Annotated in this window: 17 protein-coding genes; 8 read left to right on the forward strand and 9 right to left on the reverse strand. The window is 39.2% G+C overall.

The window, feature by feature from the left end; translation table 11 throughout:
- The first annotated feature begins 4 nt into the window (after positions 1 to 4).
- Positions 5 to 3,214 (forward strand): ATP-binding protein, encoded by a 3,210-nt coding sequence (locus PF327_RS01640; RefSeq protein WP_289401051.1) that lies wholly within the window; start codon positions 5 to 7, stop codon positions 3,212 to 3,214.
- 5 nt (positions 3,215 to 3,219) lie between these two features.
- Positions 3,220 to 3,588: a response regulator gene (locus PF327_RS01645; protein WP_008244170.1), complete on the forward strand. Its 369-nt coding sequence runs from the start codon at positions 3,220 to 3,222 to the stop codon at positions 3,586 to 3,588.
- Between the two features lie 64 nt (positions 3,589 to 3,652).
- Here the strand turns inward: PF327_RS01645 and lon are convergent, their stop codons facing one another.
- Positions 3,653 to 6,073 carry an endopeptidase La gene (gene lon / locus PF327_RS01650; protein WP_289401052.1) on the reverse strand — a complete coding sequence of 807 codons (2,421 nt, stop codon included), beginning with the start codon at positions 6,071 to 6,073 and terminating at the stop codon, positions 3,653 to 3,655.
- An 84-nt stretch (positions 6,074 to 6,157) separates the two neighbouring features.
- Positions 6,158 to 6,811 carry an outer membrane protein assembly factor BamD gene (locus PF327_RS01655; RefSeq protein WP_289401053.1) on the reverse strand — a complete coding sequence of 218 codons (654 nt, stop codon included), beginning with the start codon at positions 6,809 to 6,811 and terminating at the stop codon, positions 6,158 to 6,160.
- A 275-nt stretch (positions 6,812 to 7,086) separates the two neighbouring features.
- Between PF327_RS01655 and PF327_RS01660 the strand changes: the two genes are divergently transcribed.
- The 6 genes from PF327_RS01660 to hpf all read left to right on the forward strand — a co-directional run bounded on the left by PF327_RS01660 (position 7,087) and on the right by hpf (position 13,576).
- Positions 7,087 to 10,395: a DUF6701 domain-containing protein gene (locus tag PF327_RS01660; RefSeq protein WP_289401054.1), complete on the forward strand. Its 3,309-nt coding sequence runs from the start codon at positions 7,087 to 7,089 to the stop codon at positions 10,393 to 10,395.
- Positions 10,396 to 10,494: 99 nt separating this feature from the next.
- Positions 10,495 to 11,040: a hypothetical protein gene (locus PF327_RS01665; protein ID WP_289401055.1), complete on the forward strand. Its 546-nt coding sequence runs from the start codon at positions 10,495 to 10,497 to the stop codon at positions 11,038 to 11,040.
- Positions 11,037 to 11,921, forward strand: a complete 885-nt coding sequence (locus PF327_RS01670) for a type IV pilin protein (protein WP_289401056.1) — start codon at positions 11,037 to 11,039, stop codon at positions 11,919 to 11,921. Before PF327_RS01665 ends, PF327_RS01670 begins: the two co-directional genes overlap by 4 nt.
- On the forward strand, positions 11,918 to 12,286 hold the full coding sequence (locus tag PF327_RS01675; protein ID WP_289401057.1) for a type II secretion system protein: 369 nt from the start codon (positions 11,918 to 11,920) through the stop codon (positions 12,284 to 12,286). Before PF327_RS01670 ends, PF327_RS01675 begins: the two co-directional genes overlap by 4 nt.
- Before the next feature lie 34 nt (positions 12,287 to 12,320).
- Positions 12,321 to 12,938 carry a pilus assembly FimT family protein gene (locus PF327_RS01680; RefSeq protein WP_289401058.1) on the forward strand — a complete coding sequence of 206 codons (618 nt, stop codon included), beginning with the start codon at positions 12,321 to 12,323 and terminating at the stop codon, positions 12,936 to 12,938.
- A 104-nt stretch (positions 12,939 to 13,042) separates the two neighbouring features.
- Complete coding sequence (hpf, locus tag PF327_RS01685) at positions 13,043 to 13,576, forward strand: ribosome hibernation-promoting factor, HPF/YfiA family (protein WP_008244183.1); 534 nt, start codon at positions 13,043 to 13,045, stop codon at positions 13,574 to 13,576.
- Between the two features lie 36 nt (positions 13,577 to 13,612).
- Here hpf and recG read toward each other — a convergent pair whose 3' ends face one another.
- The 7 genes from recG to PF327_RS01720 form a co-directional block, all read right to left on the reverse strand.
- Entirely contained in the window at positions 13,613 to 15,421 is a 1,809-nt protein-coding gene (gene recG, locus PF327_RS01690; protein ID WP_289401059.1) for an ATP-dependent DNA helicase RecG, read from the reverse strand.
- Positions 15,422 to 15,494: 73 nt separating this feature from the next.
- Complete coding sequence (locus PF327_RS01695) at positions 15,495 to 16,751, reverse strand: M16 family metallopeptidase (protein ID WP_289401060.1); 1,257 nt, start codon at positions 16,749 to 16,751, stop codon at positions 15,495 to 15,497.
- A 187-nt stretch (positions 16,752 to 16,938) separates the two neighbouring features.
- Positions 16,939 to 18,012: a dehypoxanthine futalosine cyclase gene (locus tag PF327_RS01700; RefSeq protein ID WP_008244188.1), complete on the reverse strand. Its 1,074-nt coding sequence runs from the start codon at positions 18,010 to 18,012 to the stop codon at positions 16,939 to 16,941.
- 42 nt (positions 18,013 to 18,054) lie between these two features.
- Positions 18,055 to 18,453 carry a transcription antitermination factor NusB gene (gene nusB, locus PF327_RS01705; RefSeq protein WP_289401062.1) on the reverse strand — a complete coding sequence of 133 codons (399 nt, stop codon included), beginning with the start codon at positions 18,451 to 18,453 and terminating at the stop codon, positions 18,055 to 18,057.
- The gene (gene ribH, locus PF327_RS01710) at positions 18,453 to 18,920 is read right to left on the reverse strand and encodes a 6,7-dimethyl-8-ribityllumazine synthase (RefSeq protein WP_008244203.1); all 468 of its coding nucleotides are present in this window, start codon (positions 18,918 to 18,920) and stop codon (positions 18,453 to 18,455) included. The genes nusB and ribH overlap by 1 nt, the downstream gene beginning before the upstream one ends.
- Before the next feature lie 34 nt (positions 18,921 to 18,954).
- Positions 18,955 to 19,755 carry a 3-deoxy-8-phosphooctulonate synthase gene (gene kdsA / locus PF327_RS01715; protein WP_289401063.1) on the reverse strand — a complete coding sequence of 267 codons (801 nt, stop codon included), beginning with the start codon at positions 19,753 to 19,755 and terminating at the stop codon, positions 18,955 to 18,957.
- On the reverse strand, positions 19,752 to 20,645 hold the full coding sequence (locus tag PF327_RS01720) for a DMT family transporter (RefSeq protein ID WP_038000302.1): 894 nt from the start codon (positions 20,643 to 20,645) through the stop codon (positions 19,752 to 19,754). The genes kdsA and PF327_RS01720 overlap by 4 nt, the downstream gene beginning before the upstream one ends.
- Between the last annotated feature and the right edge of the window lie 82 nt (positions 20,646 to 20,727).

Consider the following 20,727-nt stretch of genomic DNA (forward strand, 5'->3'; position numbering starts at 1 on the left):
CACTATGACTATACGTAATAGACTCAAACTTATTGGTCTGGTACCAATTTCTCTACTCATTCTACTATCAAGTTATTTCTTTGTAACTTCATATGTAAACTATGAAAAGGCTAATGCACTGAAAACGACATTGATCAACAATGGTGCTTTGGACAAATCACTTATCGAAATCGGTAAAGAGAACGGATTAACAGCCTTATATCTTGGAAGCGATAAGAAAATGTATGCGGACGCACTTATCAAACAACGTGAGAAACTAGATGAGTCTTTTGAAAACCTCAAATATGAAATCATCACAGACAAAAAGGTATACCTTCCATTCTTAGTTGAACTATTAGAAGGAGGGGCGGCAAAAGCATTAGACCCTTATACACTGCTAGTAGCCAATATAGATAAACTTCCCGAAGCCAGAAAAAAGATAGATGCTGAAAATGTAGATTTTAAAACGACGTTTTTTCAAACCTATAGAAACGGTCTATCTACACCAACGCTTGACAAGATCCTGATACTTAAGAAGTATGCACTTGATACAGATATTTCAGGACTGATCGATACACTTACACAAATTTATACAGCTCAAGAGTACAGTGGACTTGAAAGAGGATTTATTGCATATTATATGGCAAAAAGATCTTCTCTCTCATTTGAGGAAATTGCATTATGGGATGAATTCAAAACAAAAGCACATATTTTTGATCTCAAACAGGTAAACAATGATGCATTGCGTACACAACTGGAAAAAGTCCTCTATAACGATCATGCCAAAGAAGTGATGAATGACCTGGCTCTGACATCATCTGCGATCCAGACAGATATCGATAACGGTGACTATGCAGAAGAAGTTATGGACTGGTTTGCATTGCAGACACAGAAGATCGCACTGCTTTCAAAAGCAGAACTCGTGGTTTCAAATGCTCTATGGAAAAAAAGTAACCTCTATCTTGATAAACAACTTTTGCTTCTTGCTATCGCAGGCGCTATCTGGTTGCTGAGTTTTATTTTGGCCTACCTGGGGTACACAACAGCAAGAGATATTACAAGAAACATTAAAGAGCTTGAAGACGTATTGAACAAAGCGGTTGAAGAGATGAAAGCCAGTGATCAATACCTTGCATCAGATTCACATGCGATTGAAAATATCGACCTTGATACGCATGAAGGTACAAAAGAAGCCTATAAATTCCTTGAGGACCTTGTTGAAACAGCAAAAGATGATAAACTTATTGCCCTCCAGGCCAATGAAGCAAAATCACTTTTCCTCGCAAACATGTCACATGAGATTCGTACACCTCTGAACGGTATTGTTGGATTTACAGAGATCTTACGTAGTACGAATCTTACTGAAGAACAAGAAGAGTTTCTTTCAATTATTGATAAAAGTTCTGAAAACCTTCTTAGTATTATCAATAACATTCTCGACCTTTCAAAAATTGAAAGTAACAAGGTCGAGATTGAAAGTATCGTATTTGATGCAGCTGAAGAGTTTGAGAGTGCAGTTGAGACCTATGCAGTTGCAGCAACAGAGAAAAATATTGACATGAACTACTACATGGATCCAACGATTTCTGCAAAACTCAAAGGGGATCCGACGAAGATCAAAGAGATTGTGATTAACCTTCTTTCCAATGCCGTTAAGTTTACAAGTTACGGTGGAGAAGTCAATCTTGATATTGTCAAAGAGACAGATGAAAATGGTGTGAATAGAGTGAAGTTCAGTGTTAGAGATAACGGTATTGGTATGACTAAAGACCAACAATCTCGTATTTTTGATGCCTTCTCTCAGGCCGATGTATCGGTCACAAGAAAGTATGGTGGTACAGGTCTTGGTTTGACTATTTCTAGTCAATTCGTTGAACTTATGGGTGGAAAACTTGAACTTGAAAGTGCTAAAGACTACGGTACAACATTCTTCTTCTCACTACCATTAGAAGAGGTTGCATCGACTGAGGTAAACTATGAAAATGCATTCACCGATCTTGTCCTAGGTAAATATGAGCAGGATGTTCCGACAAAACTAGACAAAAATCTAGAAAAATGGTTTGAATACTTTGGACCAACTGTCAAACATTTTGAATCCATAGCTGAACTCAAAGAGCTTGATTATAATGATACCTGTAAGAACTACTGGATCGATATTGACAAAGCAAGACAAAACATGCTTGATGCTATTGAAAATATGGATAAATCGAAACTCATTGTGATTGCCAATGTTACAAGCCGTAATAAGGTTGAAGCACTGGGTATTGATCAAAGCAATGTTCTCTTTAAGCCGGTTACACTCAGTAAACTAAAAACTGTCTTGAACAATACTGCGACTATCGCGCCTCAGCGTATTGAAGAAGCAGCAGCAGTACAACAGACCAGATTTGATGCTAAAGTATTAGTGACAGAAGACAATATTATTAACCAGAAACTTATTAGACGTATACTTGAAGAGCATGGGATTACCGTGGATATCGCAAATAACGGTCTTGAATCCTTTGAAAAACGTAGAAGTGGTGATTATGACCTCCTCTTTATGGATATTCAAATGCCTGTGATGGATGGTATTGAAGCGACACATGAGATCCTTGACTATGAAGAGGATGAAGAGTTAGCACATATCCCGATCGTAGCTTTAACAGCCAATGCCCTTAAAGGTGACAGAGAGCGATTCTTGGCTGAAGGTATGGATGAGTATATCACTAAACCTATTGAAACGACTGAACTACTTTATATCCTAAACAAGTTCTTATCAGACAAAGCAACTAGTGAAACTGCAGAAACTACCAAAACAGAAGAAACAGTGGTTAAAGTATCTGAAGAGAGTATCACTCCAGCAGTTGAGATCTCTGATGAACCAGAACTTACGCTTGAAGAGCCTGCGGTAGAGAACATTGAAACACCTAAAAAAGCAAAGATCCTGATTGCTAAAAAATTATTGCTGGCTCGTAGAGTTTTAGCAAAAGTTTTGGAAAATCTAGGACATGACTATGATACATTGGATGATATAGAGATGTTAGAGAACACATTGGCATCAGGCGACTATGATATACTCTTTACTGATACAGACCTAGTTACAGAGAGTATCAGCCACTCTAATGGAAATGTAGCTATAATTTCATCAAGCAATACAAATGCTCTTCAAGAAGTCAATGTACAAAAGGGTGAAACCATCTCAAGTACTGCTTCTAAAGAAGAGATAGAAAACATAATCACAAAGTATAGAGGATAAGAAACATGGCATTAAAAGTACTTGTTGTTGATGATGACTTCATCAACAGAAAGCTCATACAGACTCTTTTAAAAAAGAATCCAAAAGTAACAGAGATCATAGAGGCAGAAAATGGGTCTGACGCATTAGATAAAATGAAAAAAGATCCTAGTATCAATATGATACTCTTGGATATCATGATGCCAGTTGTGGATGGGATAGAGTTTTTGAAGATCTTTAGATCTGACATGAATAATGCACATGTACCTGTTATTGTACTCTCTACGGATGATACACGTAAAACAGAAGTCTATGATAATGGGGCAAACGACTTCTTGCGTAAACCTGTTATGCAAGATAATCTCTATGAAAAAATAGACCAGTGGGCAAACTAACTGATCTCTTACAACAATAAATCCTGCCAGCCATAAGGCTGGTTAAACTCTATAAAAAATCTCCTTATTTTACAAATATCTCTTTCAATACTTCTTCAATACGAGACACCCCGATAACTTTTACGTTATTCTTTACTTCATCAGGAATATCATCTAGATCACGTTCATAGTTCTTCATTGGAATAAGCGCCTTTTCAACTCCTGCTTTGTATGCAGCGATCAATTTCTCTTTGAGCCCGCCGATAGGCAATACTTTTCCTGTCAGTGTGACTTCACCGGTCATAGCGACTTTATTGTCTATCTTTTGTCCGCTTAAGATGGAAGCGATGGCACTTACCATGGCGATACCCGCACTTGGGCCATCTTTCGGCGTTGCTCCTTCAGGTACATGGATATGAAGGTCATAACGCTTATAGACTTCACTTGGATCCACTGCGATACGCTCTTCTCTCTCTTTTGCACTATGAGGAATGATTGAAGGTGAGATAGGAAGTTCACCACTGTCTATTAGTATCTTCACAACAGAATGTGCGATACGCACAGACTCTTTCATCACATCACCTAAACTACCGGTAAGCTGTAATGCTCCCTTACCTTTGATCTTAATCGCTTCAATGGTTAAAACATCTCCCCCCACCGCTGTCCAAGCCAAACCACTGACAATTCCGACTTGAGGCTTACTGTCTACTTGCGATATCTCGAAGACTTTTTTGTCTGTAAACTTCTCCAGGTTCTTTCTTGTGATGCTTATCGACTCTATTGTTTTATCTTCTAGTAGTTGTCTTGCACCTTTTCTCATTAAGCCGGCAATCCTACGGCGTAAATTCCGTACCCCAGCTTCTCTAGTATATTCATCTATCAGTGTTTTTAGTGCTTTATCTGTAATGGAAAACTCTCTACTCTTTAACGCATGTTTTTTCAGTTCCTGAGGTATGAGATAGCGCTTTGCGATCTCAAACTTCTCTTTAGGTGTATAGGAGTTCAACCCTATAAACTCCATCCTGTCACGCAGTGGTGCAGGTATACGTCCCACGTCATTTGCAGTCGCAATAAAAATAGCTTTACTCAGATCAATGTTGAAATTGAGATAATAATCTCTATACTTACTGTTTTGCTCCGGGTCAAGTATCTCAAGCAGCGCTGCAGTAGGGTCACCTCTCATGCTGCGTCCTACTTTATCTATCTCATCAAGTACGATGACCGGGTCCATGCTTTTGGCTTCTATCAATCCCTGCACTAAACGTCCAGGCATTGCTCCTACATAGGTTCTTCGGTGTCCTCTCAGTTCATTAACATCTTCAAGTCCACCAAGCGCCATGCGCACAAGAGGCCTTCCCAATGCCGTAGCGATGGAGTTGGCGAGTGAAGTTTTACCTACACCCGGAGGTCCTGCAAAACAGAGTATGACACCTCCAGTCTCTTTTTGTTTGATACCTCTAAGCTCTGCCAATTCACGAACGGAGAAAAACTCAACGATACGCTCTTTTGGTTTTTCCAAAGAGTAATGGTCTTTATCGAGCTCAAGTGACACATCTTTCACACTGAGATTTTTCTTGGTCAACTTTCCAAATGGTAGTTCAAGTACCCATTCCAGATAACTCTGAAGTACATTGGCATCAGCAGAGTCAGGATGCATACGGGCAAAACGGTCTAACTGTTTGCTGATCTCTTTAAACGCATCCTCTTGCATGTGGGGTTTGAGTTCTGCTATTTTTTCTCTAAAGTTAGCGATCTCCTCTTCCCTTTGCGTATCCATGCCCAACTCTTGCTGTATCTCTTTTAGCTGTTCTTTAAGGAAATACTCTTTATTGGTCTGTTCTATCTTCGAATGCACTTTTGTACGTATCTCACGCTGTACCTTTGCAGATTCTATCTGAGAGGTTACGATGTCAATGAGCCCCAAGAGACGTTTTTCTATATTCATCTCCACATAAAGGACATACGCAACTTCTTTATCCAGTTTCAACATAGAAGAGACCAAGTCTGCGATACGGTTCGGCTCATCATTCTCCTCTATGGTACGTACAAGATCCGCAGGTATTTGACTGTTCAGAGCAGAAAGTTTTTTTACCTTGTCTCTAAGAATATCCATCAAAGCATCTGCTTTGAGCTTATTATAACTCTCTAACGTGACCACATCTATCACAGCACGGTTAAAAGGACCTTCTTGAGGTTCAACGATCTTTCCACGGGCAAGTCCCTGGAAAAGTATCTTGACCCTGCCATCAGGTATATGTACTTTTCTCATGATCGATCCGATCACCCCTACTTTATACATGGTATCAAAATCATGTGTACCCTCTTTACCAGGCATAGAAGAAGTCACAAAGAGTAATGAGTTATTTTCCATCGCATCAGCTGCCGCATCGATATCTTTTTGGTCTGTAAGAAAGATGGGACTTATCATAAATGGGTAGAGGAAAAGTTCATCCTCAACCACTATAGGTAAGGTAGTCGGAAATGCATCATAATCACTGAGTTGCATAATGTTGCTCCTTTAAAAATATTAAATTTTGTTTTATATATCAAACACACCCTTAAAAGGTGTTGTGTTCCTGCATTTTAAAGATTAGTCGAAGACATAACCTATGATGCCTTTTTCAGGTGGCGTAATATCAGTCATTTCAACCACAGAGCCTTTGTTTTTCTCTCTGTAGATCTTGGCTGCCTCTTCTTTGCCTGTACGGTCATAGAGTGCTGCGATATTTTCATTGAGCAGATATTGACTCATATGTAATCTTATCAGCATAGTGTTAACAAGCGGTGCATAAGGGGAGCCCGGATAACGATTGATATACACTTTAGCCGTAGCGATACTGTCCATAATGAGCTTTTGGTCTTTATAGACATCTTTGATACCTAAGAATGATGCCTTGAGTTTCATGAAGTCTGTATATTCACGGCTCTCATACTCGCCAAAACGTTTGTTATACTCATCAAGATAATAGTTTGCAAGCAGGTACTCTTCCGCATTCATATGTGCATGAGCAAGCATCATCAAAGAGGTCGGCATAAGGGGTGAACGCATATGTTCACTCTTAAGAGATATATAATATGCATCAGCCTTATCCAAGTTTCCGCTCGTAATACTGTTGGCTATCTTCTGATACCAATAGAGTGCCGGTTTATTAAACTCAGCCACTTCCTTCTCATCACCACACCCCACAAATAAAAATGATATCGCTGCAGCCATACCTACCAACACACTTTTCTTCAAGTTCATATCTTTCCCTAAATTAAAATCTAATAATATATATAATAGCTCAAAGTATGTAAAAAGCGTATTAGCTTTGTACAAACAATCTATATAAACCATAAAAGATCTCATTTTTTTATCTAGTCCGTGTAGTAATATTCCTCTTTATATTATGTAATATTTAAGAATAAATTAATTATAAACGTCCTATAATGAATAAATATTTGGGCATCTTATACCCTGGAGTTATACATCATTTAAAATATACACATTGGGTGCACATATAAGGGAGAATGGAAGATATGTTTAAAAATAAAATTATACTATTTATATTATGTACTTATTTTGCTTTTGGAGCTGGGTTAGAAATCTATAAATCTGCATCGCCTCAATATATTGAGGGTAACAGAACCATACACTATACATTAACGATCAGAAATACTTCAAATGTTAATACCTATGATCCCATAACTATCGAAGATAACCTGGAAGATGGATTTTTTTCTGATGCCACTGTTAATATCATAGATGATGGAAATTTTTCTTGTGACGTAAATACAAGTGATACAAACTCAGAGATCACATGTACAGGAAGCATGACACCAGGTGGAATCAAATTTATAGATTATGATGTACTTGCTCCAGATCAAGGTATGCAGCTAACCAATGAAGCATCTGTCATCTATAACAATAGTGTAGCCGATACTGCCAGTGTCACGGTGACCATATTCCCAAGCTATTTTGGTGATTTGGATTATAACCGAGATGTATGTTATGTCCCTACTCTTCCTTTAGAAGACCAAATCTGTTATCAGGCAGGGGCATTTTTATATGGTCCCGACTGTAATACCTCTGTTACTATTCTCAGAAGTACGGATCAAGAACTTAACAATGTGCATATCTTTAAAGCATATACTTCTGTGATAACCAGTGATGAATGTTATGTAGTAGAAAATGGTAATACATGTGGAATAGAAAAAGATCTTGATAATCTTCTTAACAGAGATTCCAGTTCATATTTTAAAGAAGCATTTAATGAGGCACATGACTTTAGTTTAGGTGACCTATCAGCAGATATGAATCGTACGCTTGTAGATGTCAATACCGTACCAGCAGGGCGAGGGCAAAATGCAGGTACAACATTTGAATATATTGCTTTAATCGCCCAGTACAACCTTCCAGGTGAGGAAGATACCATTGAAGAGTATGTCTATCCTTGTGATAATGTTTACTATGTCCCACCTCCACTTACCCAGCAAACTGGTGCTGGTTTGAATGATGTTAGACTGCTCAATGAAGATATCACAGTAGCAAATCCCGCTCAGTACATTGACTATCTTACCTATCCTAAAGTAGGAACAAAAATAGTCAATCAGCCATTCCTTTTAGGGGTAACATATCTGGATGCCGATGGGAATCCAGCAGACTATAATGGTGAATTTGGAGAGGGTAACAATCTTAGAACTATAGATGCTGGTATTATTTTAGACTATATAGACCATAATGGGAACACTCAAGTACTATGGTCAGGTGCACTACCACCTGATCCGGATCCACATCCAGACCATATACTAACACTTCCAAACTATAGTAATGATAATAACCAAAACCCATATCCTGTCATCAAAGAGGCATGGAGAGATCTTAATATCCATATGCAATTCATCGACTATGGTAATTTTTTCAGAGCTGTTGAAAATCTTAATTGTGCGCAAAGTTCACTTGAAAGTTCTCTTTGTATTGTGCCTGCCTGTTTGAACTCTGCACAACAGATCACCAACGTATTTCCTATTGAGAACTATCCTCATATTTCCACCTGCCTCTATGGAGATGGTGGAGGAGCAGCACCTTGTGATTCAAATGCATATTTAGGAAACTGTGGAGGTAAAACAACAACCATTTCACCACACAAATATGATACAGACTATGGTTGCGCACAGTGTATAGCTGATGCCACGGCTCCAGATATTAATATCAGATTCTCTGTTCGTCCAAAAGATTTTTCTCTGAACGTACCTGTATGGCAAAATGGACTGAATAAAGCTGGTGTAGACTACCCTATTGATCTCAATGCGACGACTGGTGATCCTAGTGATACTCAATCTGACTATTACAGTGCTTTACCAGCGTGGCAACTAAAAGGTAACGATCATCCAGAAGCGATTGCAGTGATCGTACCGGAAATAGATCCAACTCTCTCCTGTCCAGATGAGAACAGTTACTCTCAGACCATAAACTTTTATACAATTGATGGTAATGATATTGATACTGCTCCTGGAGGTCAATCTACTAGCACGATAAACTATCCGAATGTAGGTAAAGTCAAACTTGTTATTATGGATCAGAACTGGACCTTTATAGACCAAAATAGATCCACCTGTATCATCAATAGTAACGAAACAAATCCTTACCTAGATGCATACGGACGAGTGGGATGTATGATAAAGACTGAAAAATCCATGATTTTTATACCTGATCATTTTAATATTGATGCCAATTTAACGGATCATAATGAAATCACTAATTTTACCTATCTTCATGATATCAACGCCTATGAAAATGATGACAATTATTCTATGGCTGCTTCTTTAACTGTGGATATCAAAGCTATGGGAGGAGATAACAATGTCACAACCAACTATATAGAAACCTGTTATGCGAAAGATACCAATCTCACATTGGTATTAGACAGTACAGATATTAGCTACCCTGGTGCTACACCTGCAGTGACACACTTTCTTTACTATAACCCTGTAGAAGATGATGGTACGGACAATAGTGGAGAAGGAAATTACAGTTTCCCTACACCTATAACCAGTCCTATCACTCTTCCATCACTGCCGATTGAAAATATGGCAGCAACCTTCCCTGCTGATGCACCAGATGGTAATGGTACATCACATATCGAATACAAACTAAATTTTGATAGAAAAGAGGATTTGGTAGTCAACCCTTTCAAAATGGACTTGTCTGGTCTTAATATCATTGATACAGATGGTGTAGAAGCAGGAGCAGTCACACTGACAGATACAATTGTCACTTACTATTATGCAAGATCAAGAGCGTCTAAATTCTTCTATGAAGATATCACCGGGTCTAATCTTGACACACCTATTATAATAGATGTTTATTGTGACTTATCTCCTACAGCTTGTAGTACTACTGGCATTGACACAGTTCTTGGAAGAATAAACGAACCAAATTGGTATGTCTCCACAGGTCACACCCCTGCTGATGGGAACATAACATTGATGGTTGGTGATCCACTCATCGAAGGTACCGGTACACCGACAGTCAATAATACAAGTAATCCAGATCCTACAGATATTACTAGTTGGACTAGTGGTATAGCTAATACTGTCAATGTCGCTACGAATGGATCAGCTGTTCCTCTAACTGTACCAATTGAGATTGTAAGAGAAACCGATACGCCTACTCCATCCATTTACTCTAATGAGTGGTTAATATATAACCCGGATGATCCGATACCTCTTAGTCCCTTTTATAAAGTACGTTTCATTGGTGACTCTGCTTGGACAGGTGTAGGTGATACTGGTTATGTAGTAGATATCAATGCAAGTAAAAAGAAATCAAAAAGAATGGATTGGTAAATGAAATTAAATCTGAACATTAAACGACCTGCTATTGCTATGATAGAGCTTATATTTGCAATCGTAGTAATTGGTATTACTCTTTTAAGTGTTCCCTTAATGGTGAATCAAGCAAGTCAAAGTGGTTACACCACTTTACAACAGGAAGCCATTGCAGCTGCAGCTTCAGATATAAGCCTTATCATGACCAGAGAGTGGGATGAGTCCAATACTAATGATACATTAGATTCGACAATCCTAACAACTGCTAGCGGGAATTATAATCAAGCTGCTAGAACCAATCTACGTTCAAGAACCTATTTCTCCTCTACAGGAGGGACACGTTCAGCATCAACTTTAGGTGCAGATACTGGTGATTTAGATGATATAGATGATGTAAATGGCATAAATACCACGCTTACTCCTATGGGTGGTTCAGATCTTATAGACCAAACAATAACAATTGCCACAACAGTGAGCTACCTCAATGACACGTCTACGTCTCCAGTTGGGACTTCTGCATCTGGTGCAACATCGAACATTAAAGGAATAACCATCACGCTTACTAGTGGTGGAACAACACCAGAACTCCAAAAACAAATCAAACTCAATGCATTTTCATCTAATGTAGGTTCGTATAAGCTTGAAAGAAAGGTATTTGAATGATGTATAAAACTTTTACTTCGTTTAAACGTGCTTTTACCATGCTAGAATTGGTCTTGGTTATTACTATATTAGGTATCGTAGCATCAATTGGGTCATCTGCCATTGCCAACGTTTACGAGAGTTATATTGTCCAAAGAGCTGTTCATCGTGCAAGTAATAAAGCCGAACTTGCAGCCATGCAGATTGCTAATAGATTAGCTTATCGTATTTCAAGTTCTGTCATAGGTAGAGTAGGTCCTGCTACTACACCAGTACCTCTTGAGCAAGTTCCTGATGACAGTTACAATGTTTTAGAATGGATTGCATATGACAACGATAGTTTCAGTGCACAAAGTACGCCGGGGTGGAGTGGATATTGTGATCTGAACGATACAGTCAATACAACAAAGACAACCATATCCACACCTGGTTCTAATCTTAGTACAACAAATAGCATTATTGGAGAACTTAGCAGTGGTACTAAAAATATTAGTAATGCTGCAATCATCTTTGATGGGCATGAGTACAGCCCTACCACAAATTACATTGCAGGATGTATGGGGTTTACAGATAGTACATGTATCTCTCCAGTAGCCTCTGTAAGTGGTACTACTATTACCATTGAAGACAACAATGAAAAAGTCATGACAGACCAGTATAAACTTGCTTGGAGTGCCTATGCCCTAGTACCTGTAGGGAATACTCTCACATTGCGATATAACTACCAGCCGTGGGATGGAACGCAAAGTTCCAATGGTAGTTCCCGTGTACTTGTCGATAAATTTGTCTCTTTTAGATTTAAAGGTGATGGAGATACCATACGCTTTAAACTTTGTATAGAAGAAGAGATAGCAGCTGACGAGAAGATCACAATCTGTAAAGAAAAGGCGGTTATCCGATGAGACAAGCATTTTCATTGATCACAGCAATATTTATTATTGTTCTAATGGCAACCGTAGGTGCATTTATACTTAATATATCTGCAAAATCTGTTAAATCTACAGTGCTTCAGTATAAAAGGGAACAAGCTATTCTCTATGCTAAAAGCTATACAGAACTTGCTATTATGGATGCAACTACCGCCGCAGCAAATAATACGGCAAACCGAACTATAAATGGTACTGCTGCTGGAAATTATACGATTACTGCAACCAGTAAGCCTATTTCTGATTCAGACTTCATCATTGTTGATGTCAGTGTAAGTTATCCTGATTATGATAGTGCAATACCTGTTGTATATTTTAGAAGAACATTACAAAAATTATAATAAAAAAATTTATTTATTTTTTAAAGGAATCCCAATGAAGAAACAAGCCTTCACAATGATAGAACTTGTCATGGTTATTGTTGTCCTAGGTATACTCGCAGCACTTGCCATGCCAAGATTGGATCGTGATCTAAGACAGGAGGCAAAGGACAATATCCTTTCGGCAATCCGATATACTCAACATTTGGCACTTATTGATGATAAAACTGTTCCAGGTACAAATTGGCAAACAACGCTCTGGAAGATCACTTTCTCAACCTCAGGAGACAATTTGGAAAATTTCTATACAGTTTCATCCGATGCTAACCTCAATGGTTCTGTAGATAAAGCTGAAACTGCCATAGATCCTGCCAATGGTAAATATATGTTTACTGATGATAGTACTATTGATGCTGATGAAAGCCCTAATATCTTTATAGGAAAAACATATGGTATCATAAATATGACTTTTAATGGTGGATGTTCAAATGAAGATCCTGATATTGGATTTGACAACCTAGGTAGGCCACATAATGATATAGCCGATGCTGAAAATGACTACGATGAATACATGAATTCAGACTGTATAATCCAGTTTAACTTTGCAGACGCTTCGATTACACCACTTACTGTAACCATTGCCACTGAAACAGGGCATGTAAGTGCGAATTAATAAGAGATAAAAATCCTCTTCTATTTACCTTTCATTAAGTATCTTAAGTTAAAATTAAGTATGGATATAGCGATATATCTATACTTTAACATTAAGGATATATTATGAACAAAAGTATAACGGGAAGACATTTCGAACTTACTGAGCCTATCAAGACTTATGCTGAAGCAGCTATTGATAGCCTGGAAAAATATCACTTAGACATTATTTCTGCAAGTACTGTGATCTCAGCGAGTGAAAAGAATGGGAAAAAAGGCTTTGTCACAGAGTTCATTATTAACCTTAAAGATAAAAATACGATCGTTATCACCCAAGTAGATAAAGATGTGTATGCCGCTATGGATCTGGCCATAGAAAGAGTGAAAAAATCACTTAGAAGACATGCCGATAAAATAAAAGATCATAAAATTATGAGTTTTAGGGATCTGGGAGAAGAAGCTGAAGCTGTCAGTGAATTAACAACAGAGGAAGTAGAGATTGTCCCAATGGACCTCGAGTTACATAAACCATTGGATTTTGATGAAGCGATAGAGGCACTACAAGCTGAGAAAAAAAGACAATTTATTGTCTTTAATGACAATGAGGGATTGATGCGTGTCATGTATAAAAGAGCGGATGGTAGATTCGGACTTTATTAAAATCCCTTTCTTAAGTTCTCCAGGATACCCTGGGGATCAAATTCCCACACTTTTCAATCTATTTTTTGCCCTTGAAACGATTGCTTCATCTTCAGCCATATCCAGCCATTTGAACCGCTGACCGCTTTGTATCGTACCGTCCAGTATATCACCACTGTCACGAAATTTCAGATCCAGTTTCGCGATATCAAAACCATTGTTCGTTCGTGCAAACTGTTCAAGCCTGAAATTCTCTGTACTGTTGGAGTAAAGATAACACCAGCTCTTTAGCCCATTACGGCCTACCCTACCCCTGAGTTGATGCAGTGTAGCAAGTCCAAGCCGTTCTGCACCTACGATCACGATAAGTGTAAGCCTTGGCAATGAGATACCCACTTCAACCACTGTTGTGGCTAAGAGTATATCCCCTTTTTCTCTGAATTCAAGTAATACATCCTCTTTATCCTTATCCTTACCATGTGTGACATAGACATTCTCAAACTTCTCTTCCCAAAAGCCCCGACTCTCTTCCAAAGACTGATACGGAACCTCACTACTCTCTTCTACCAAAGGGTAGATGATGAGCACCTGATGCTTTTGGGCAATCTCATCTTTGATATGTGTCAAAAGATTGGGAAAATCCTGCTTACTTATGGTCTGAGTCAAGACTTCACGTTCAAAAGGTGTGGTAGCGATGAGACTGACATCAAGAAGTTCAGACTCCATCATCGCCTGTGTTCTTGGTATCGGGGTAGCTGAGAACTGTATAAAGTGCGGTTTTTTCTCACCTGCACTGACCAACGCTTCCAAACTCTGTCGCTGCTTAGTACCAAAACGGTGTTGTTCATCGACCATGACCAAAGAAGCCTGGGGCAGGTCTTCTTTAAATAGCAGTGCATGAGTTCCAATGATAAAATCTGCCTCTTTGTAATTTCCCTGGTCTTTGCCTTGCATGACCAGTGCCACTTTGATATCTTTTGGCAAATGTTTACATGCCTCTTCATAGAGTTGCAGTGCAAGCAGTGATGTAGGTGCCATCAATATACTCTTATGCGGTAGTGCCATCATCACTGAGGCAAGTATCACCATCGTTTTACCAGAACCCACATCACCAACGACCATGCGTTTGGCTGCTTTGTCTTCTCTTGCCAAATCCGATCGTATCTGTGCTATGACCTCCTGTTGTTCGTGTGTCAGCGTAAAAGGCAAATGATTCACAAATGATTCTATACTGCCTGTCAGTGATCTGTGTGCAGGGAAATCTGCTCTTTTACCCCGTAATTTTTTCATATGATTGTAGGCTTCAACAAACTTCAGTACACTGATAAAGTCAGGCTTGAAGGTCGTACCCTCATACACCTCTTCCATACTTTTTGGAAAATGTATATGCATCAGTGTAGAAACCTCTTTACTGTCCAAACCTTCATGATAGAGATTTTGTTCATTAACATAACACTCAATAAGTGAAGAGATCTCACTCTCTTTGAGTACAGTTTTGTACTTGGGTGTTATTTTTCCTATCGTTTTGATGGATTTGGGCTGTGACATTTGCAAGTAACCCTTATACTCTTCCAATCTGCCTTGTATCACATGGCTTGACCCTACTTCAAAAAGTTTATGGTGGTACGGGGTGACCCTAAAAAATGTAGAAGAGAGCCGTCTGCCTGATCGAGTGAGATTAAAAGTGACACGCAATTTTCCCGCGTAAACACTCGAATCAACTACTTTGGCCTCAATGGTATTGATCTTACCTAGCTCCAGGGTAGTTGAAAGTGTCGTATCGTTGTAAGAAGTCGGGATAATCAGTGCTAGATCAAGCAAAGAGTGAATTTTGAGTTTTTTAAAAAGTTGTTTTGCCTCTTCCATCCCTATTCCCTTCTGTTTTAATGATTATACAAAAGTTTTAGAGACAAAAGGAATAATATGTCAATTTGACATATTATTTTTTAGGAGCAGCTTCCTTTTTTGTGACAATGCTGAAAGTAATATCTGACAATTCTGTATGTGCTTTAATAAAGGCATTGACCTCGTCCAGTGTAACAGACTCGATCTTTTTTAACTGCTCTTTACTAAAATCAAGCGGTCTCCCATAGTAATAGTCATTATAGGCTCTATGCAGTCTCTGGGAAAGTGTTTCTGTACGTAAGGGCTCAGAACCAAGTAAAAACTTCTTCGTATCATCAAGCTCTTTTTGGGTGATACCCTCTTTGACAAAGGTGTCTACCACTTCTTGTATCAGATCTTTTGCCTCATCTTGCGTACTAAGCTTTGTTTGCATATATCCACTCAAATAAGAAACCGGTTTTGTACGTCTGAATGACGAATAGACACCATAGGTGAGCCCGCGTTTTACACGTATCTCCTCCATCAGACGTGAACCAAACCCGGCGCCCCCAAGAAGATACTCTGCTATCTTGGCGAGGTATTGATCTTTTTCTTTATAACTATAGTTGAACGGTGCACCAAAATAGATATAGGCCTGTTGGGTATCTTCATCGATGAGTACCACTTCTTTTTTATCTGAAGCTTGAATACTTTTTATTTCTTTCTCTTCCACTTTTGGCAATACTGCAAGAAGTTTTGTCAGATACCCTTGGGCTTCATCCAAAGTAATATCACCGCCCACAACACCTATGGCATTGTTATACCCTAAATGTGTAGAGATAAATGTCTGAATATCCTCCAATGATATACTCTCTATACTCTCGATCGTACCGTCATACGGTCTGGCTAAAACGCTCCCTTTAAAAAGTGTTTCACGCAAAGAAGTCCCTGCGATATAATCAAAATCACTCTTCTTTTGTGTCAGCCAACCTATCTTTTGATGTTTAATGTGAGACAGTGCTTCTTTGGTGTAATTTGGATCTTTTAAAAGTTCTTCCAGACGCTCTACTGCATAAGGAAATTCACTTTTTAATGAAGAGACCTCTATCACAAAACTCTCACGTCCTACATGTGCACCGATCTCTACGGCATGTGCATCAAGTTTTGTAGCGAATCCTACACTTCCCTCTTTAGAGGTACCTTCATTCATGAGCCTTGCAGACATATCAGCCAAACCATCTTTGGTATTACTCAAATGTCCTGCATTTTGAAAGATCAGTTGGATGGATACGATAGGAAGGTACTTCTCTTGTTCAAATACAACAGGTACTTTACTTCCTTTAATCTCGATCTCTTGAACGAATGCTGCCATCAATACTCCTTGTACTGCTATCCATAATAAAATTATTTTCTTAAGATTCGGCATTTAGTGCCTCACTGTACTGAATTTTAATTCTTGTCATATAAAACCTTTAGGTTTTTATTTACTCTACAATACCCATAAATGTGTATGGTCACATAAGTCGACTGCTAACAAACAACTAAATTGCAACGTCCTATTAATAGTACCGTTCTAATATCTCATACGCGGTATTACGTTTTGCAGGCTTTTCCCCCACATCCCTAATGAGCTTTATCATCTCTTCCTGGTTCATCTGATTTTTAGCCCCTGCTGCTGAAACCACGTTTTCTTCCATCATCGTTGAACCCAGATCATTGGCGCCAAAAAGAAGGGCCATTTGTCCTATGTAAGAGCCCTGTGTCACCCATGAACTCTGTATGTTTGGTACATTATCCAAAAAAAGTCTGGCAACAGCCAAATAACGAAGATAAAGATTGGAAGAGGTCTTGGTGATCGTTGGCAACTCTCTTTTCAGCTGTGTATGGTCACTTTGATAGGACCACATGATAAAGGCTCTGAACCCTCCGGTCTCATCCTGAAGCTGACGTATATAATCCCAATGCTCTACGATCTCTCGGGTTGTCTCTACCGTACCGTACATCATCGTAGCCGTAGACTTGATACCAAGTTTATGTGCCTGACGGTGTACTTCCAGCCATGTATCTTTATCGTGTTTTTTAGGTGCTATGATGTCACGTACCCTGTCTGAAAGAATCTCGGCACCCGCACCAGGGATAGAACTGAGCCCCTTTGCTTTCAATCTTCTCAGGACTTCGGAGATACTGATCTTTGAACGGTTGGCGATGTAATCAATCTCGATGGAGGAAAAACCGTGTATCGTAACTTGAGGGTATTTCTTTGAGATATGTTCAACGAGGTCTTCATACCACTCTATCTGCAGTTTAGGGTGTACGCCTCCTTGAAAGAGTATCTGTGTCCCGCCTATAGCCAAGAGCTCATCTATCTTTTGGTCTATTTCATCGAAACTCAGAATGTACGCATCTTCTTTTTTCTCATGTGTATAAAAAGCACAAAATTTACAATCCACCCAACAAATATTCGTATAGTTGATATTTCTGTCTACAACAAAAGTAGTGACACCTTTGGGATGCATCTCTTTTTTACGTGCGAGTGCCATCTTCCCAAGGGTTTTCAGATCAGCGTTTTCAATAAGCTCTACTGCCTCATCAATACTCATACGTTTATGTGCGGAATTGGTACGAATCGTCATTTAGTGCCTCTCTTACATTGCGTTTTCACGCATATCATTTTTTTATTTCTCTTTATCCAATGCATCTAAAACACCATTGATAAACTGTGGTGACTTTTCATCTGCAAGTTCTTTTGCCAATTCAACGGCTTCATTGATGATAATGGCTTTATCTGTTTTGGCGACAAGGATCTCATAGGCTCCTAATCTCATGATCGCTTTTTCTACTTTTCCTATGGCATCATAGTCCCAATCTTTCAAATGCTCTTTGATTTTAGTATCTAACATTTCAAGATTTTCTATGGTTCCTTGGAAAAGAATATCTGAAAACTCTTTTTGCTTGTTTCGGATCTTACCCTCTTCCAAAATCTCATCTGAGAACTTACCTATATTCTCATTTCCCAGATCATAGGCATAAAGTAGCCCCACTACAGCAGTACGTGCCTGATGTCTAGTAGCCATTAGTCAAGCTCACTGTAAAGGTTAATGAGCTCGATCAGTCCTACCATCGCTTCAGCACCTTTATTTCCTGCTTTGGTACCCGCTCTCTCTATAGCTTGTTCGATGCTGTCTACTGTAAGTACACCGAATGTTGCCGGTTTACCGTGTTTCAATGTTACTGATGCCACACCTTTGGTTGCTTCTGCAGATACATAATCAAAGTGAGGTGTTGCACCTCGGATCACTGCACCTAAACAACATACTGCGTCATATTTTCCAGAAGCCAATGCTTTATCCAGTGCGAATGGTATTTCAAATGCACCCGGTACCAAGATAAGATCCAGCTCATCGGCATTTCCGCCATGTCTTGCATAAGCATCCTTTGCCCCTTCTACCAGTCTATCTGTAATGAAGTGGTTAAATCTTGCATTGATGATCGCTACTTTTTTACTCTTATCTACCGATAATTGACCTTCTACGATTTTCATGTTATTCCTTTACTTTTAATATTTAAATTCTTATTTACTCAACGATCATTCTGATCGCATCGATCTGTTCTATCAATGCATCCAACTTGCTTAACTCTATCATATTCGGTCCGTCACTTAAAGCGATGCTCGGATCAAAGTGCGTTTCGAAGAAGAAACCATCCACACCTACTGCTGCAGCAGCACGTGAAAGGTAAGGCACAAATGAAGAATCTCCACCTGAACTTGCTCCACCCGATGCAGGCATCTGTACAGAGTGTGTTGCATCAAAGATCACAGGGGCAAACTCACGCATCGTTTTAAGACCACGCATATCTACGACAAGGTTACCATAGCCAAAGGTTGTACCTCTTTCCGTAAGCCATACCTTATACTTCTTGGCATTCTCATAACTCACCTCACCATCGAACCCTCTGGTCTTAAGCACTTTTCCTACAGAGTGTTCCATGGCAGCAGGTGCCAGGAATTGTCCTTTTTTGATATTCACGACTGCAGAGGTTTTTGCAGCAGCAACCAACAGATCTGTCTGTCGGCATAAAAATGCAGGAATTTGAAGTACATCTGCTACTTCAGCCGCTGCTGCTGGTTGTGTGTAATCATGGACATCCGTTAAGATCTTATAACCAAACTGCTCTTTAACCTCTTGAAGCATTTTAAGCCCTTCATCCAGTCCAGGACCTCTGAAAGAATCCAAACTTGTACGATTGGCTTTATCAAAACTTGCTTTAAAATAAAAATCTTTAGTACAGTCATCATGGTACTTCCCTAAAGATTCAGCGATACGCATTACATTGTCACGACTTTCCAGAACACAAGGTCCAGCGATCAAAATCATTTTAGTCCTTTTGGCAGAGCTACAAGCAGCCCTGATAATATTACCAAGATTATACCCAAAACTGTCCAAATATCAGGAATGGGGTCTCCAAGCATGATACCGATCACTACCGCGAAGACAATATTACTGTAACTAATGGTACCAACAATCCCTGCCTTTGTAAGTTCATACGCTTTGGTCATCAAAAGCTGAGAAATGGTTGCAAAGATACCGACTGCCACAACATAAGCCCACTCTATACCCTCTGGCATCACAAACGCTGCAAACATCCAATCAAACTCCTCTGTAACATTCACATAGGGTGTGATCAGCATCAGAAAAAGCGGTGCAACTGTTCCCACCCCCATAAATGACATGACTATAGCACGTGTATCATAATATTTTCTAAGTTCCCGTATAGAAGTATACGCCAGCGCTGCACCCATACCTGAAAAAATACCCAGAATGTCATACTTATCAAAAGTCCCACCTTCAGGCTGTGCTACCAGAATGATTCCCACGAATCCTATGATGATAGCGAGTAAAGCACTCTTGTGTAATTTCTCATTTAAAAACAGATAGGCAAATATCGCCACAAATATCGGTGAGGTTTTGTTATAAGTCACGGCTTCACCCAGGGGGATATATGCCATGATATAAAAGTATGCCAAAAGTGCTGCAAACCCCATAGAACCGCGGAAAATAAGTAAGAAGGGCTTTCCGCCTATTTGCTTTAAAGGCACTTTATAAATGGCTATGCCTACAAGAATGACTCCAAAGATATTTCGAAAAAAAGTCACTTCTACCGGGGGCAGCGCCTGGCTCACGACTTTTGCAAATCCTCCCATCACAGCAAAGCTCAGTGATGCTAAAAGCATCAGAAGGATACCTCTATCCATATTTTTAATCATTTTTGTCAAAAGATCATCCCCATTTTTTCTAAAAAACTTTTTTACCTAGGCAAAACCATATTTGCTAATTTTGTGAAAGTGT

Origin of the sequence: Sulfurovum xiamenensis (assembly GCF_030347995.1) — a bacterium.
Classification (GTDB): Bacteria; Campylobacterota; Campylobacteria; order Campylobacterales; family Sulfurovaceae; genus Sulfurovum; species Sulfurovum xiamenensis.

Excerpts from the sequence above, each read along its gene's own strand:
- PF327_RS01655 (WP_289401053.1), bottom strand. The coding sequence starts at position 6,811 with ATGAACTTGAAGAAAAGTGTGTTGGTAGGTATGGCTGCAGCGATATCA.
- PF327_RS01675 (WP_289401057.1), top strand. The coding sequence starts at position 11,918 with ATGAGACAAGCATTTTCATTGATCACAGCAATATTTATTATTGTTCTA.
- recG (WP_289401059.1), bottom strand. The coding sequence starts at position 15,421 with ATGGAAGAGGCAAAACAACTTTTTAAAAAACTCAAAATTCACTCTTTG.
- PF327_RS01665 (WP_289401055.1), top strand. The coding sequence starts at position 10,495 with ATGGTGAATCAAGCAAGTCAAAGTGGTTACACCACTTTACAACAGGAA.
- PF327_RS01695 (WP_289401060.1), bottom strand. The coding sequence starts at position 16,751 with ATGGCAGCATTCGTTCAAGAGATCGAGATTAAAGGAAGTAAAGTACCT.
- hpf (WP_008244183.1), top strand. The coding sequence starts at position 13,043 with ATGAACAAAAGTATAACGGGAAGACATTTCGAACTTACTGAGCCTATC.
- nusB (WP_289401062.1), bottom strand. The coding sequence starts at position 18,453 with ATGGCTACTAGACATCAGGCACGTACTGCTGTAGTGGGGCTACTTTAT.
- PF327_RS01670 (WP_289401056.1), top strand. The coding sequence starts at position 11,037 with ATGATGTATAAAACTTTTACTTCGTTTAAACGTGCTTTTACCATGCTA.
- lon (WP_289401052.1), bottom strand. The coding sequence starts at position 6,073 with ATGCAACTCAGTGATTATGATGCATTTCCGACTACCTTACCTATAGTG.
- kdsA (WP_289401063.1), bottom strand. The coding sequence starts at position 19,755 with ATGATTTTGATCGCTGGACCTTGTGTTCTGGAAAGTCGTGACAATGTA.
- PF327_RS01645 (WP_008244170.1), top strand. The coding sequence starts at position 3,220 with ATGGCATTAAAAGTACTTGTTGTTGATGATGACTTCATCAACAGAAAG.
- ribH (WP_008244203.1), bottom strand. The coding sequence starts at position 18,920 with ATGAAAATCGTAGAAGGTCAATTATCGGTAGATAAGAGTAAAAAAGTA.
- PF327_RS01720 (WP_038000302.1), bottom strand. The coding sequence starts at position 20,645 with ATGATTAAAAATATGGATAGAGGTATCCTTCTGATGCTTTTAGCATCA.
- PF327_RS01680 (WP_289401058.1), top strand. The coding sequence starts at position 12,321 with ATGAAGAAACAAGCCTTCACAATGATAGAACTTGTCATGGTTATTGTT.
- PF327_RS01640 (WP_289401051.1), top strand. The coding sequence starts at position 5 with ATGACTATACGTAATAGACTCAAACTTATTGGTCTGGTACCAATTTCT.
- PF327_RS01700 (WP_008244188.1), bottom strand. The coding sequence starts at position 18,012 with ATGACGATTCGTACCAATTCCGCACATAAACGTATGAGTATTGATGAG.
- PF327_RS01660 (WP_289401054.1), top strand. The coding sequence starts at position 7,087 with ATGTTTAAAAATAAAATTATACTATTTATATTATGTACTTATTTTGCT.